Origin of the sequence: Sphingobium indicum B90A (assembly GCF_000264945.2) — a bacterium.
GTDB classification, from domain to species: Bacteria; Pseudomonadota; Alphaproteobacteria; order Sphingomonadales; family Sphingomonadaceae; genus Sphingobium; species Sphingobium indicum.
In genome coordinates this window covers 147,119-161,562 of sequence record NZ_CP013070.1, presented here as the reverse complement: position 1 = coordinate 161,562, position 14,444 = coordinate 147,119, and the positions used below count along the sequence as shown (strand labels likewise).

At 66.4% G+C, this 14,444-nt stretch carries 17 protein-coding genes; 6 read left to right on the top strand and 11 right to left on the bottom strand.

Translation table 11 applies throughout. The features are described from left to right. Nucleotides 1-6 precede the first annotated feature (6 nt). Complete coding sequence (locus SIDU_RS00850; protein ID WP_025160742.1) at nt 7-1,002, bottom strand: cysteine synthase A; 996 nt, start codon at nt 1,000-1,002, stop codon at nt 7-9. A 174-nt stretch (nt 1,003-1,176) separates the two neighbouring features. Between SIDU_RS00850 and SIDU_RS00845 the strand changes: the two genes are divergently transcribed. Continuing rightward, nucleotides 1,177-2,145, top strand: a complete 969-nt coding sequence (locus SIDU_RS00845) for a cell wall hydrolase (protein ID WP_007685568.1) — start codon at nt 1,177-1,179, stop codon at nt 2,143-2,145. A gap of 391 nt (nt 2,146-2,536) precedes the next feature. Next, nucleotides 2,537-2,665 (top strand): entericidin A/B family lipoprotein, encoded by a 129-nt coding sequence (locus SIDU_RS00840; protein ID WP_025160740.1) that lies wholly within the window; start codon nt 2,537-2,539, stop codon nt 2,663-2,665. Between the two features lie 40 nt (nt 2,666-2,705). Here the strand turns inward: SIDU_RS00840 and tatC are convergent, their stop codons facing one another. The 9 genes from tatC to SIDU_RS00795 form a co-directional block, all read right to left on the bottom strand. After that, the gene (gene tatC, locus SIDU_RS00835; RefSeq protein WP_007685566.1) at nt 2,706-3,491 is read right to left on the bottom strand and encodes a twin-arginine translocase subunit TatC; all 786 of its coding nucleotides are present in this window, start codon (nt 3,489-3,491) and stop codon (nt 2,706-2,708) included. Then, nucleotides 3,488-3,922, bottom strand: coding sequence for a Sec-independent protein translocase protein TatB (gene tatB / locus SIDU_RS00830; protein ID WP_007685565.1), 435 nt, complete (start codon nt 3,920-3,922; stop codon nt 3,488-3,490). Before tatB ends, tatC begins: the two co-directional genes overlap by 4 nt. Nucleotides 3,923-3,951: 29 nt before the next feature. Beyond that, nucleotides 3,952-4,182 (bottom strand): twin-arginine translocase TatA/TatE family subunit, encoded by a 231-nt coding sequence (locus SIDU_RS00825; RefSeq protein ID WP_007685564.1) that lies wholly within the window; start codon nt 4,180-4,182, stop codon nt 3,952-3,954. Nucleotides 4,183-4,211: 29 nt separating this feature from the next. After that, a complete protein-coding gene (gene scpB / locus SIDU_RS00820; protein WP_013040963.1) occupies nt 4,212-4,805 on the bottom strand; it encodes an SMC-Scp complex subunit ScpB in 594 nt (197 codons plus the stop codon). After that, complete coding sequence (locus SIDU_RS00815; RefSeq protein WP_007685561.1) at nt 4,802-5,584, bottom strand: segregation and condensation protein A; 783 nt, start codon at nt 5,582-5,584, stop codon at nt 4,802-4,804. The genes scpB and SIDU_RS00815 overlap by 4 nt, the downstream gene beginning before the upstream one ends. Before the next feature lie 37 nt (nt 5,585-5,621). Next, complete coding sequence (gene nagZ / locus SIDU_RS00810; RefSeq protein WP_007685559.1) at nt 5,622-6,635, bottom strand: beta-N-acetylhexosaminidase; 1,014 nt, start codon at nt 6,633-6,635, stop codon at nt 5,622-5,624. Nucleotides 6,636-6,892: 257 nt separating this feature from the next. Continuing rightward, on the bottom strand, nt 6,893-7,609 hold the full coding sequence (locus SIDU_RS00805) for an SPOR domain-containing protein (protein ID WP_013040965.1): 717 nt from the start codon (nt 7,607-7,609) through the stop codon (nt 6,893-6,895). A gap of 19 nt (nt 7,610-7,628) precedes the next feature. Then, complete coding sequence (gene argS, locus SIDU_RS00800) at nt 7,629-9,356, bottom strand: arginine--tRNA ligase (protein ID WP_007685555.1); 1,728 nt, start codon at nt 9,354-9,356, stop codon at nt 7,629-7,631. Between the two features lie 115 nt (nt 9,357-9,471). Then, on the bottom strand, nt 9,472-10,080 hold the full coding sequence (locus SIDU_RS00795; RefSeq protein ID WP_025161076.1) for a hypothetical protein: 609 nt from the start codon (nt 10,078-10,080) through the stop codon (nt 9,472-9,474). Nucleotides 10,081-10,234: 154 nt separating this feature from the next. Here SIDU_RS00795 and ispH point away from each other — a divergent pair, with 154 nt between their 5' ends. From ispH to rnhA, 3 genes are read left to right on the top strand one after another with little or no spacing between them, the layout of a single operon-like run. Continuing rightward, on the top strand, nt 10,235-11,182 hold the full coding sequence (gene ispH / locus SIDU_RS00790) for a 4-hydroxy-3-methylbut-2-enyl diphosphate reductase (RefSeq protein WP_007685548.1): 948 nt from the start codon (nt 10,235-10,237) through the stop codon (nt 11,180-11,182). 4 nt (nt 11,183-11,186) lie between these two features. Continuing rightward, nucleotides 11,187-12,179, top strand: a complete 993-nt coding sequence (gene thrB, locus SIDU_RS00785) for a homoserine kinase (protein ID WP_007685547.1) — start codon at nt 11,187-11,189, stop codon at nt 12,177-12,179. Further along, complete coding sequence (gene rnhA, locus SIDU_RS00780; RefSeq protein WP_007685546.1) at nt 12,176-12,622, top strand: ribonuclease HI; 447 nt, start codon at nt 12,176-12,178, stop codon at nt 12,620-12,622. Before thrB ends, rnhA begins: the two co-directional genes overlap by 4 nt. A gap of 12 nt (nt 12,623-12,634) precedes the next feature. Here the strand turns inward: rnhA and SIDU_RS00775 are convergent, their stop codons facing one another. Next, nucleotides 12,635-13,270, bottom strand: coding sequence for a CAP domain-containing protein (locus SIDU_RS00775; protein WP_013040969.1), 636 nt, complete (start codon nt 13,268-13,270; stop codon nt 12,635-12,637). Between SIDU_RS00775 and hemW the strand changes: the two genes are divergently transcribed. Next, the gene (hemW, locus tag SIDU_RS00770; protein WP_007685544.1) at nt 13,269-14,444 is read left to right on the top strand and encodes a radical SAM family heme chaperone HemW; all 1,176 of its coding nucleotides are present in this window, start codon (nt 13,269-13,271) and stop codon (nt 14,442-14,444) included. The two genes, SIDU_RS00775 and hemW, sit on opposite strands and share 2 nt — an antisense overlap.

Here is a 14,444-nt window from a genome sequence, read left to right as displayed (position 1 = left end):
CGGCAGTCAACGAGTGTGCGCGAGCCAGGGGAAGACAGTCAAGCCCTTCGATTCCAGCCATTCGCGATTGTAGAGCGTTGAAAGATAACGGAATCCGGTATCGCACAAGATCGTGGCGATCCGCTTGCCCGGCCCAAGCTGCTTCGCCAGCGCCACCGCGCCCGCGACATTGATGCCCGACGACAGGCCCAGGCACAGCCCTTCCTCCGCCAGCAGACGCCGCACCCAGAGCAGCCCCTCCTCATCGGAAATGCGGAACTGGGTATCGATCGGCGCGCCCTCCAGATTGGCGGTGACGCGCCCCTGCCCGATGCCCTCGGCCACCGAAGACCCTTCCGCCTTCAACTCGCCATGGGCATAATAATTATAGAGCGCCGCGCCATGCGGATCGCTCAAGGCGATGGTGATATTCTCATCATGCGCCTTCAGCCCCAGGCCGACGCCCGCAATCGTCCCGCCGGTCCCCGCCGCGCAGGTGAAGCCGTCGATCTGCCCGTCCATCTGGGTCCAGATCTCTTCGGCCGTGCCGATGATATGCGCCTTGCGGTTGGCGATATTGTCGAACTGGTTGGCCCAGATCGCGCCCTCCGTCTCCTCGGCCAGGCGGCGGGACGTGTGCACGAAATGGCCGGGGTTGGAATAGGGCGCCGCCGGCACCGTCACCAGTTCCGCCCCCAGGGCGCGCAGCGTGTCCATCTTCTCCCGGCTCTGCGTCTCGGGCATGACGATGATCGTCCGGTACCCCTTGGCATTGGCCACCAGCGCCAAGCCGATGCCGGTATTGCCCGCCGTCCCCTCGACAATGGTGCCGCCGGGCTTCAACAGCCCCTTTTCCTCGGCATCGTTGACGATGAACAGCGCCGCGCGATCCTTCACCGAAGCGCCGGGATTGGCGAATTCGCACTTGGCGTAAATGTCGCAACCCGATTCCGCCGAAGGGCCGGCAAGGCGCACCAACGGCGTGTTGCCAATCAGGGCGAGGCTATCTTTCTGAACCAGCATGGCCACCGCATAGCGGACCAGATACGCGCTTGCCAAGCAACGGATTGATGGGCGCGCGAAAGCCGGGATTGTCGTCAGGCTCGTTAAGCATTGCCTTGCCCACCGTCTCAAAGCGGGACAGGCCGGATTCCGCAGGGGAACCGGCAAGGCTTTTCCCCTATGAGGAGCGGCAACATGCGGATTTTCGGCGCAAATGGGGCTTTTAAGGGCCAGCGGGCGGGAGCGAGGCACGGCGCCGTCGCGGCGTTGGCGCTGATCGCGCTCGCCGCGCCGCGCCTGATCACGGCGGCGCCGCTCGACATGCTGGCCGCCGCCCAGGCGCAGGATGACCCCGCCGAGAAGCCGGGCGAGAATTTCCCCGGATCGGCCTTTTTCTTCGCGCAGGGCGCCTTCGATCCAGCGCCCGGCGCCGCGACGCTGCAAAGCAAGCATGTGCTGGGACTCGACGCCGTGGAGGCCGCCCCCGCCATGGCCTTCCGCGGCCTGACCGCGCTGGACAGCTATCGGGCGCTCAACTGCCTGACGTCCGCCATCTATTATGAGGCGGGGAACGAGCCGGAGGACGGCCAGCGCGCCGTCGCGCAGGTGGTGCTGAACCGCGTCCGCAACCCCGCCTGGCCCAGGAGCGTCTGCGGCGTCATCTATCAGGGGTCTGAACGCACCGACTATCGCTGCCAGTTCACCTTCAGTTGCGACGGCGCCATGGCGCGCATGGCGAGCGCGGAAGGATGGGCGCGCGCCCGCCGCATCGCCGCCCAGGCGCTGTCCGGCTTGGTCTACCGGCCCGTGGGCCTCGCCACCTATTACCATACGCTGGCGGTGCGGCCGGAATGGGCCGGGGCGATGCGGCCGGTGGCGGTGATCGGTGCGCATATCTTCTACCGTCCAGCCGGGGCAGGCGGCACGGCCGCCGCTTTCCGCATTGCCTATTCGGGGCGGGAAACGCAGTCGGGGCCTGCCCGGTCGGCATGGCCCGCGAAGCCCCCCATGTTCGATCCGGCCGTGGCGACGCCCATTATCGCGCCGCCCTCCGCGGCTCTGCCCCTTGCCGGAACCGCCGGCGCTCCGCCCGCCGACGCGCCGGGCCTTCCCCAGTCGGCGGTCCGCCCCGAATATCGCAACAGCGGTCGCCCGCTGATCTGACGAGCCGTTTTTTTTCGGGAAAATGCCGAATATTTTACGGTTTCCGCCTCGTAAATCATTCAACCCATTGAAAATGAACAAAATATATTTCTGATCATTTTTTCGGGCATGGGGAACCTAATCCTTCCTTCGGCAGTTCTGCACTGCGGATAGCAAATCTTTTGCCCCCCGCTCTTGCTATCCAAAAAAACATGAGCCCGGAACGCATCTCCCCCCCCCCGACGCGTTCCGGGCTCAGAATTTTTTGGGCTATCCCACGGAAATCCAGGATATTTTCGCTCTAGGAACGCTTTTCCAGGCGGCGGGTTGTTCCCTGGTCGCCGGCATGAGGTTCGGTTGAGGCATCCCGCCAAGGGATGCGGGACACAGGCTCTGAAAAAAGGAGACGATGATGACCAGGAAGATATTAGCCGCCCTTCTGCTGACAGGTTCGCTGATGGTCGCGGCCTGCAACACGGTCGAGGGCGCGGGCAAGGACGTGCAGAGCGCCGGCCAGGCGGTCGAGAACGCCGCCGACTGATCCCAATGGAAAAGGCTCGCTTCCCGGCGAGCCTTTTTCTTCACCCCGCGGCGTCCGCCGCTTCGCTGGTGGCCAGATCCTTCGACTGCTTCCGGTCGGTGAACCAGATGGCGACGATGGTGATTTCATAAAGCGCGAGCAGCGGGATCGCGAGCATGAGCTGCGACACAACATCCGGCGGCGTCAGCACCGCCGCCAGCACGAAGGCGGCCACGATCATGTAGCGGCGCAGGCCGATCAGCTGCGCCCGGCTCACGAAACCCGCGCGATTGAGCAGCATCAGCAGCACCGGCATCAGGAAACTGATGCCGAAGGCCAGGATGAACTGCATCACCAGCCCCAGATAGCTGTCCGCGCTCGGCAGCGCCTCCACCTGCAATCCGCTGCTGTTCCCCTGGAATTCCAGGAAGAAGTGGAAGGCCGTCGGCATCACCACGAAATAGGCGAGCGACGCGCCCATGGCGAAGAGGAAGGGCGTGGCGATCAGGAAGGGCAGCAGCGCCTTCTTTTCCTTCGCGTAAAGCCCCGGCGCGACAAAGGCCCATAGCTGGTTCGCGATGATCGGGAAGGACAGGCAGAAAGCGCCGAAGACCGCAATCTTCACCTGAACGAAAAAGGCTTCATAGAGCTTGGTGTAGACCAGCCGCCCGCCGGCATCGCCAAAGGCTTCCTTGAGCGGATGGACCAGGATCGCGAACAACTGTTCGGAAAAATAGAAGCAGATCGCGCCCGTGATGAACAGCGCATAGACGCATTTGAGCAGCCGTCCGCGCAACTCGATCAGATGGTCGAGCAAAGGCGCCTTGCTGTCGTCGATGTCCTTCATGCCGCAGCGCCGCCCTTCCGCGCGGGTTCCTGCGCGACATAGGGCGGCCCTTCCGCGGCGGGCCGAGCGATAGGGGGCGGCTCCTCGCCTGCCGGCTCCGGTTCCGCGAGGAAGGGCGCCTCCCCGGCTGCCGACCCGGCGGCGGGGGCAGGCAATGCGACGGCTTCGCCGACGCTTTCAGCCGCGGCGGTTTCCGGGGGATGCTCCTCCATGATCCGCTTGTTCTGCGCGGCCCATTTCTTCTCCAGCTCCTCCAGCTCGACCTCGCGCACCATCGCGTCGATGCCGGTGCGGAAATGGCGCGCCATGCCCTGCGCCTTGCCCACGATCTGCCCGATCTTGTAGAGCGCGCGGGGCAAATCCTTCGGGCCGATGACGATCACCGCGATGATGACGATCACCAGAAGTTCAGACGAATCGATGCCAAACATGCGTGCCTACCGCCCCGGCCGAAGGAAAATCAGGCCTTGGTCTTTTCTTCCGTCGCGGTGGGCGCGTCCTGTTCGGGCACGCGATGGCCCTCTATGCGCGTGGCGGGCTTGGTGGGAACGTCGTCGTCCTCCATGCCCTTCTTGAAGCTCTTGATGCCCTTGGCTACGTCACCCATCAGCCCGGAAATGCGGCCGCCGCCGAACAGCAGCATGACCACCAGGAGAACGATGACCCAGTGCATCAGCGAAAAGGAACCCATTTTAACTTTCTCCTGAAACTCAGCCTTATCTAGGCGTCTTCCTCGTCATTTTCCACAACGGATTGGGCTCCCAGACCCTCAAGCGCCAAATCGACCGGATCGAGCAGGCCGGCAGCCCGCAGATCGTCGATACCCGGCAGGTCGCGGCGGCTGCCAAGGCCGAAATGGGACAGAAATTCCACCGTGGTGGCGTAGATCAGCGGCCTTCCCGGCACCTCCCGGCGCCCGGCGGGCCTGATCCAGCCCGCCTCCATCAGCACGTCCAGCGTGCCTTTCGCCACCTGGACGCCGCGAATGGCCTCTATCTCCGCGCGGCTGACGGGTTCGTGATAGGCAATGATCGCCAGCGTCTCCATGGCGGCGCGGGACAGCTTGCGCGTCTCGTCCTTTTCCCGGCGAAGGATATGGGAAAGGTCGCCCGCCGTCTGGAAATGCCAGCGCCCGCCCCGCTCGACCAGATTGACGCCGCGCCCCGCATAATGGGCGCTCAATGCCGCAAGCGCGGCAGCCAGGTCGCCCGCCTCCCCCACGTGGAGCTTCAATTCGCCCGGCGTCAGCGGCTGTTCCGACACGAACAGCACCGCCTCCACCGCGCGAAGGAAATCATCCTGTTCCTCGATCACAATAGGCGCCCCGCAGTCGTTTCGGGCACGGCGGCGCGCAGGAATATGGGTTCGAAAATCCCGTCCTGCTGGATTTCCAGCCGTCCCTGCCGCGCCAGTTCCAGCGCGGCGACGAAACTGCTGGCCAGCGCCGACCGTGCCATCGGCCCATCCTGCCCGCTCGGCAGGAAGGCTTCAAGCGCGGTCCAATCGATCGCCGCCCCCACCAGCGCGCCGACGCGCTGGATCGCCTCGTCCAGGGTCATGACCGGCCGCACCGCGACCATGTGCACCACCGGCTGAGTCCGCGCGCGGACCTGGCCATAGGACTGGATGAGGTCGAACAGGCCGGCCGCCCATTTCGCCTTGCGGACGAGCCGCAACCCCTCGGGCTTTTCGCGGACGAACACGTCGCGGCCGATGCGGTCGCGCGCCATCAGCCGGGCGCCCGCCTCCCGCATCGCCTGAAGCCGCTGGAGCCGCAATTGCAGCCGCAGCGCCAGTTCCTCCGGGCTGGGTTCGGGCTGCGCCTCCCTGGGCAGCAGCAGCGAGGATTTGAGATAGGCCAGCCACGCCGCCATCACCAGATAGTCGGCCGCCAGTTCCAGCTTCAGCTTCCGCGCGCCCTCGATATAGGCGAGATATTGTTCGACCAGCGCAAGGATGGAGATTTCGCGCAGGTCGACCTTCTGCGTCCGCGCCAGCGCCAGCAACAGGTCGAGCGGCCCCTCCCAGCTTTCGAAGCTGACGGTCAGCATGTCGGGCCGGGATGCCGCGGGAGGAGTGAAGAAGTCCTCCATCGCTAAAGCGGCGCCTTCCGGCAATCGGCGCGCCCCCTCATGCCGGCGCCATCGCCAGCAGGGCGTCGCGGGTGGCGATCAGTTCCTCCAGCGGTGGGCCGTCCGGCAGGGCGCGTCTCGACGCCATCGCCCGGTCCAGCCGTGCCTTCGCCGCCGCCCCGATGTCCGGCAGAAGGCCGGCAATGCCGGCCATGTCATCCATCCGTCCCCAGCAGTTGAGCGCCAGGTCGCAACCCGCCGCGACCGTCGCCGCCGCCAGTTCGGGGATGCTGCCCTTGAGCGCCTTCATGTCGAGGTCGTCGGACATCAGCAGCCCGTCGAAACCGATCCGCCCGCGAATGATCGTCTCGATCACGGAAGGGGATAGGCTGGCCGGCAGGTCGGGATCCCAGGCGGTATAGACGACATGCGCGGTCATCCCCATGGGCGCGTCCTTCAACGCCTGGAACGGCGCGAGGTCGATCGCCAGCGCATCCTCGTCGGCGGTGACGATGGGCAGTTCATGATGGCTGTCGACCATCGCCCGGCCATGGCCCGGCATATGCTTGACGATGCCGACCACGCCGCCGTCGGCCAGCCCTTCGATCACGGCACGCCCCAAGGCCGCGACCCGCATCGGCTCCGCGCCCAGCGTCCGGTCTCCCATGATGTCGCTCGCCCCTTCCTGCCGCACGTCCAGCAGCGGAAGCGCGTCCACGGTGATGCCGACTTCCGCCAATGTCGCGGCAATGGCCCGCGCATTGGCGCGGGCGGCCGCGATGGCGCTGGACGGGGCGATTCCATAGAGCCGGTCGAACGCCGCGCCGGGGGGAAAGCTGGGCCAGACCGGCGCCTGCATCCGCGCCACCCGGCCGCCTTCCTGGTCGATCATGATGAGCAGATCGTCGCGGCCATGCAAGGCGCGCAGATCGTCGGTCAGGGCGCGAAGCTGCGCCCGATCCACGATATTGCGCCGGAAGAGGATGTAACCCGCCGGATCGGCGTCCGCGAAGAAGGCGCGTTCGTCGGAAGTCAGGGTCTCGCCGGAAAGGCCGAAGATAACGGGTTTCATGCGGGGCGATGGTAGCGGCTGAAAGAGGCCCTGTCGAAGGGGTTATTCCGGCATTGACGGGATTTGCGGGATTTTGGCCAAGGGACGCAAAGGGGTGGAGAGCGGACGTTCCCCATTTCGTCACCCCGGGCTTGACCCGGGGTCCCGCTTTCCTTCTAGGTCCGCGCCCAGCCCAAGGCAGCGGGACCCCGGATCAAGTCCGGGGTGACGGGAAACTAATGACCGCAATTGGCCATCTCAGGCCAAATCCCTTCCCCCTAATTCACCACCATGCAGCTTTCGCCCGCGACCTTGAGCTTGCCGCATAGCGTGCTGGCCTGCCCGCCGGCCGCGGCGCGCAGGCGATAGACGGTGCTGCCGCCCACCTCGGCCTGCTCGATCGACATCGGCAAAGGCTCCAGATAGGTGAAGCGCTTGGACAGCCGCTTCCACGCATCCTTGGCGAAAGCCTGGTTGCCATAGGCGCCGAGCTGGATCATGCCGCCGCCCGCAGGCCGCGCAGCCGCCGTCGCCGGCCTGGCGCTGGTCTCGTCCGCCACTCGCGCCGTGACGCTCTGCGACGGCTTGCCCTTTACGGCGGGGCGCGCATTGTCCGCCGTCCCGGTCGGCGTGATCGGCGCCTCCGGTACGCGGGTCGGATCGATTCGCCCGTCGCGCGCCACGCCCTCGCTCGCGGCATAGCTGGCGTCGCCCTCGCCATCGAACTTCCTGGCGTCGGCTTCCTGGGCCGGAATCTTATAGTCGCCGGCAGGCGCGGCGATCAGCTTGCCCTCGCCCCCGGCGCCGCCCGTCCGGTTCTGGATCAGCCAGACCCCGGCGACAACCGCCCCGATCAGCACCAGGCCAAAGAGGATGAAGCCCAGCAGCCGCAACGGCGACAACCCCGGCTCCTCCTCATCCTCGATGGCGGGTTCCAGCCAGGGCAGACGTTCCTCGTCGTCCAGGTCCAGCCTTCCCCGCGCATAATCGCCCATCTCGATCAAACTCCGCCGGTCATTGCATCTCTGTCAGGGCCGCAACGCCCATCAGCGCCAACCCGTTGCGGATGATCTGCCCGATTCCACGGCTCAAGAAAAGCCGCGCAGAGGTGGTGGCCGGATCGTCCGTCAGTATGACCCGCGCCCGCGGGTTGTCATTGCCCAGATTCCACCAGCCATGGAAGGCCGAAGCCAAGTCGTTGAGATAAAAGGCAATACGATGCGGTTCGCGGGCCAGGGCAGCCCCCTCCACCACGCGGGGGAACTGCGCGGCCAGCTTCACCAGCCCCAATTCCTCCGTCCCAAGGCGGGACAGGTCGGGCGCCGGCAGGGCGATCCCCGCCTCCTCCGCCCGCCGTCCGAGCGAGCTAATCCGCGCATGGGCATATTGCACATAGAAGACGGGATTGTCCTTCGACGCCTCCACCACCTTGGCGAAGTCGAAGTCCATCTGCGCGTCGGCCTTGCGCGTCAGCATGGTGAAGCGGACCACATCCTTGCCCACTTCGCGCACCACATCGGCCAAAGTCACGAAATTGCCCGCGCGCTTGGACATCTTCACCGGCTCGCCGTCGCGCAGCAGGCGGACCATCTGGATCAGCTTGACGTCGAACCGCGCCTTTCCTTCCGTCAGCGCGGCGACGGCGGCCTGGATGCGCTTCACCGTGCCGCCATGGTCCGCGCCCCAGATGTCGATCAACTGGTCGGCCGTCTGCGCCTTCTGGTAATGATAGGCCATGTCGGCGCCGAAATAGGTCCAGCTTCCGTTGGACTTCCTGATCGGGCGGTCCTGATCGTCGCCGAACCTGGTCGAGCGGAACAGCGGCAGCTCGACCGGCTCCCAATCCTCCGGCGTTTCGCCCTTGGGCGCTTCCAGCACGCCGTCATAGACCAGGTCATGCTCGCGCAGCCATTTTTCGGCCGCCTCCGGCTTTCCCGCCGCCTGCAATTCCGCCTCGGAGGAGAAGATGTCGTGATGGATGCCCAGCAGCGCTAGGTCGCTGCGGATCATCTCCATCATCGCGGCGACCGCCTTTGTGCGGAAGAGGACCAGCCATTCGCTCTCCGGCGCGCCCACATATCTGTCGCCATATTCGGCGGCCAGCGCCTGCCCCACCGGCACCAGATAATCGCCGGGATAGAGGCCTTCGGGAATCTCTCCCACGGTCTCGCCCAATGCCTCGCGATAGCGGACATGCGCAGACCGGGCGAGCACGTCCACCTGCCCGCCCGCGTCGTTGATATAATATTCGCGGATCACCTTGTGCCCGACATGCTCCAGCAGCGTGGCGAGCGCGTCGCCCACCACCGCGCCCCGGCAATGACCCATATGCATGGGTCCGGTCGGGTTGGCGGAGACATATTCGACGTTCACCGTCACGCCCGCGCCTGTCGAGGAGCGGCCATAATCCTCCGCCTCGGCATGGATGGCGGCCAGTTCGGCGCGCCAGGTGGCGTCGGTCAGCCTGAGGTTGATGAAGCCGGGTCCGGCGATGGACGCGCCCTCCACCTCGTCCAGCCTCTCCAGGCCCGCGGCGATCTTCTCCGCCAGCGCGCGCGGATTGCTGCCGGCGGGCTTGGCCAGCACCATGGCGGCGTTGGTGGCCAGGTCGCCATGGCTGGCATCGCGCGGCGGCTCGACCGTCACCGGCTTGCGGTTGAGGCCGGCGGGCAGCGTGCCGTCGGCCTCCAGCGCGTCGAGCACGGCGTCGAGATGGGCGGTGAAGCGGTTGTAAAGAGACACTGGGGCGAACTTTCTAACAGGACCCGTTCACCCTGAGCCTGTCGAAGGGCCGCCCTTTTTCTTCAAGAAACAAGGGCTTCGACAAGCTCGGCCCGAACGGGGGAATGAACTGAGCTTAGCGGGTCGCGTTGTAACGGAACTGATCCTGGGTCAGGTTGAAACCCACAAGCAGCTCGAAGCTGGTTCGCTGCAAGGCCGCCTTGACGTCCGGCTGCGCGAAGGGGTCGATCGCCGCATCGGCATCCCCCGCCTTGCGCTTCTCGGTGATCTTGCGCTGGATGTCGGCTGGCAGCGTCGCGGCGGCCCGGTTCACATAGGAACCCGCCTTGGCGGTCGTGGTGGCGCGATATTGCCCGGCCGGGAAGTCGAGAACCACCTGGCCCACGCGCTTGGCGACGACGGCGTTGCCGCCCCGCACCACGGCGGAATAATAAGGCAGCGTCACCTGCCGCGCCGCGCCCGCGTCGCTGCGGCGGGCGTTCACGGTGAAGGTCGCCTCCGTGTAAAGCTGGTCCCCTTCCGAACAGGTGGAACGCAGGTTGGTGATCTCCGCCACCACGTCGATCGCGCGGGCATCCGTGCTGCCCGCCGGATTGAACAGGGTGATGTCGCCGGTCTGCGCCGGGATCGCCGCGACGGGACAGGCCGATCGCACGGCCACGATGCCGCCCGTAGGATCGATTTCGCCCCGCTGGGAACAGCCCGCAAGGGCCATGGCGATCATTCCGGTCAACGCAAATCGAGAAAAGGTCACAGGCAATCCCTTGGGAACAGGCGTTGGGCTTCTTATCCATAGCCCGTCCACCACGCAACTCAAACTGCACAGGGCCGCAAGGAAGCGGCTTTCCTCCAGGGCCACATTGGCCTAAGCGGCAGGGATGACCGCCCTTCCGCCCATGAAGCTGCTGATCGCCGCCCCGCGCGGCTTTTGCGCCGGTGTCGACCGCGCCATCGTGATCGTCGAAAGGGCGATCGAGAAATATGGCGCGCCGGTCTATGTCCGGCATGAGATCGTCCACAACAAATATGTGGTCGACGGGCTGAAGGCGAAGGGCGCGATCTTCGTGGAGGAACTGGACCAGGTTCCCGACGGCGTGCCCGTGGTCTTTTCCGCCCATGGCGTGCCCAAGACGGTGCCGGCCCAGGCGGAGCAGCGCGGGCTCGACTATCTGGACGCCACCTGCCCGCTGGTCAGCAAGGTTCACCGCCAGGCCGAACGGCAGGTGGAGGCGGGACGCCATATCCTTTTCATCGGGCACCGGGGCCATCCGGAGGTGATCGGCACCTTCGGTCAGGTCGAGCCGGGGCATATGACCCTTATCGAAACGGTGGAGGATGCGGAGGCCTTCACCCCTGCCGATCCCGACAATCTCGCCTTCCTGACGCAGACGACGCTGTCGGTCGACGACACCGCCGCCATCGTCGCCGCGCTCCAGCGCCGCTTCCCGGCCATCCAAGCGCCCAAGGGGGAGGACATCTGCTACGCCACCTCCAACCGGCAGGCGGCGGTGAAGGCCATCGCCGCCCGATGCGACGCCGTCTATGTGATCGGCGCGCCCAACAGCTCCAATTCGCTGCGGCTGGTCGAGGTGGCGGAGCGCGAAGGCACGCCGGCCCGCCTGATCCAGCGGGCTGACGAGATCGACTTCGCCTGGCTGGAGGGCGTCGGCACGCTGGGCCTCACAGCCGGGGCATCCGCACCCGAAGTGCTGGTGCGCGAGGTGGTGGGCCGGATCGGCGAGCGATTCCGCGTGGCCGAGGAACAGGTCGAAACCGCCCGCGAAAGCATTGCCTTCAAGCTCCCCCGCGGACTGGAGGCGGCGTAGCTCCATGGCCGTCTATACCCAGGTTCCCGCCGAAGAGATCGACGCTTTCCTCACTCGCTACGACGCCGGACGCCTCGTTTCCGCCAAGGGCATCGCGGAGGGGGTGGAGAACAGCAACTACCTGCTCGAAACCACCGGCCATGACGGCGCCTTGGGTTCCGGGGGAGGCCACCGCTATATCCTGACCCTCTATGAAAAGCGGGTGGACGAGGCGGACCTGCCCTTCTTCATGGACCTGCTCGACCATCTGGGCGCGCGCGGCTGCCTGGTCCCGCGCTTCATCGCGGATCGGGAGGGGAAGCGGCTTCAGCAGCTCGCCGGCCGCCCCGCCTGCCTGATCGAATTCCTGACCGGCATCTCCGTGACCGAGCCGACCGTGGGCCAGGCCCGCGCAGCGGGCGCCGCGCTGGGCGAGATGCATCGCGCGGCGGAGGGCTTCACCGGCGAGCGACGCAATGCCCTCGACCTGCCCGGCTGGCATGAACTGGCGGCGAAATGCGGCGAGGATTTCGACCGGATCGCCCCCGGCCTGGGTGCGCGGGTGGCGGACGAACTGGCCTTCCTCGACGCGCATTGGCCCGCCGACCTGCCCCGGTCGGTGATCCATGCCGATCTCTTCCCCGACAATGTGCTGATGCTGGGCGATGAAGTGACGGGCCTCATCGACTTCTATTTCAGTTGCACCGACATCCGCGCCTACGACCTGGCCGTCACGCACAGCGCCTGGTCGTTCAGCCATGACGGCGCGACCTGCCATGGGGATCGGGCGGCGGCGCTCTGCGCCGGCTATCGGGAAACGCATGGGCTGACCGAAGCGGAACGCGCCGCCTTTCCCGTCCTCTGCCGGGGCGCGGCGCTCCGCTTCCTGTTGACCCGCGCCTATGACTGGATCAACACGCCCGCCGACGCGCTGGTGACGCGCAAGGATCCGCTCGCCTATCTGCGCCGCCTGGAATTCTACGCCAGCGCCGATCCGGCCGTGCTGCTCGGCGCATGAGCGACCTTCCGCAGGTCGAAATCTTCACCGACGGCGCGTGCAAGGGCAATCCCGGCCCCGGCGGCTGGGGCGCGGTGCTGCGCTTCGGAGAGAAGGAGAAGGAAATCTCCGGCGGGGAAGCGCAGACGACCAACAACCGCATGGAGATGATGGCGGCCGTGCAGGCGCTGGAGACGTTGAAGCGCCCCTGCCGGGTGACGCTCCATACCGACAGCAAATATGTGATGGACGGCATCACGAAATGGGTCTTCGGCTGGCAGAAGAATGGCTGGAAGACCGCCGACAGGAAGCCGGTGAAGAATGCGGAGCTCTGGCAGGAACTGGTCAGGGCCGCGGCGCGCCACAAGGTGACGTGGCAGTGGGTGAAGGGCCATGCCGGCCACCCCGAAAATGAGCGGGCCGACCAACTCGCCTGCGCGGCGGCGGAGCAATTTCGGAAATAGGCCGCCGTCCCGTCAGGATTGGGCGCCATCCTCCCCATCCAGCGGATTGCGGCCGAAGACATTGCCCGCCGGATAATATCGGCAGACGAGATAATCGTAGCTCTGTCCTTCCGCCAGGGCGCAGCCGACCTTGCGGGTGCCGCGCCAGATGATCTGGGTGTAATGGCCGACATCCTCCCATCGGCCGGTGACGCTGAGGTCGGGCAGCTTGCCGCTCCGCCGGAACAGCCGCTTCTCATCGAGGAAGGAGCCGACCATCACCTCATAATCGTACAGGCCACGCGATCCCATCCACAGATTCTCGCCGCTGGGAACGGCGCGGCTGGCGCGGGCGGAATGGCGGAAGATGTTGGTCTGCGCCATCTGCCGCGCATAGCGGGCCGCATCGGCGGCCAGGGCGCTGTCCCAGGCCAATGGCGAAAGCCCCAGCGATTCGCGCTCCTCATTGTGCATGCCCAGCACGACGTCGCGCATCAGCCCCTCGTCCCGGTCCGCTTCCTCAAGGCCGTAATAGGAAGCGGGCATGGCGGGCGGCAACGGCCTCGCCCCAGGCGACGGCTCCGCGCCGCCCTGCCCTGCCGCTGCCGCCAATATCCCCAGCAGCGCTAGCCGCGCAGGCCAAAGCCGTTTAAGAACGCCCCCACTCATGTCGCCCGACCCCTTTATCTCCGCTGCCGCGCCCGATGAACCCCTGGCCTTATATGTGCATTGGCCATTTTGCGTTTCCAAATGTCCTTATTGCGATTTTAACAGCCATGTCCGGGCGGAGATCGACAACGCCGCCTGGCGCGCGGCGCTGCTGAGCGACCTTGCCCATGAAGCGACGCTGAGCGGCGGCCGGCCGCTCTCCTCGATCTTCTTCGGCGGGGGCACGCCGTCGCTGATGCCGCCCGACATCGTGGAGGCGCTGATCGACGCGGCCACGCGCCACTGGCGGCCGACACGCGACATCGAGATCACGCTGGAGGCCAATCCCAGTTCGGTGGAGGCCGCCCGCTTCGCGGACCTGGCGGCGGCCGGGGTGAACCGGGTATCGCTGGGCCTTCAGGCGCTGGAGGATGAGGCGCTGCATTTCCTCGGCCGCGCCCATGACGTGCGGGAGGGGTTGGCGGCGCTGGACGTGGCGCAATCAGCGTTCGGCCGGGTGAATTTCGACCTGATCTATGCCCGCCCCGGCCAGAGCCTGGCGGATTGGGAGAGCGAACTGGCGCGGGGGCTGTCCTTCGGCACCGGCCATCTCTCCCTCTACCAGCTCACCATCGAACCGGGCACCCGCTTCGCGACGCTGGCGGCGCAGGGCGGGCTGAAGCCGGCCGATCCGGACCATGCCGCCGATCTCTATGAAGCCACGCAGGCGATGACCGCGGCCGCCGGCCTGCCCGCCTATGAGATCAGCAACCACGCCCGGCCGGGGCAGGAAAGCCGGCATAACCTCACCTACTGGCGCTATGGCGACTATGTCGGCGTAGGCCCCGGCGCGCATGGCCGCCGCGATGGGCTGGCGACGCTGCGCCACAGGAAGCCGGAAAACTGGATGAACGCCGTGGCGCGCAATGGCCATGGCCTGCAAGGCGAGGAGCCGCTCGACGGGCGCGACCGGGCCAGGGAAGCGCTGTTGATGGGGCTGCGGCTTGCCGAAGGCGTGGAGTTGGAGAGGATCGCGCGGCTGTCGAGCCTGCCGGTGGAGGATTTGGTCGATGCGGAGGCGGTAGCGCGGCTGGCCGGCCATGGCCTGGTGCGGCAGGAAGGTCGGCGGCTTTGCGTCGAGCCTGCCGGGATGCTGCTGCTCGACGCCATCCTGCCGGAGATCGTGGCGGTCTGA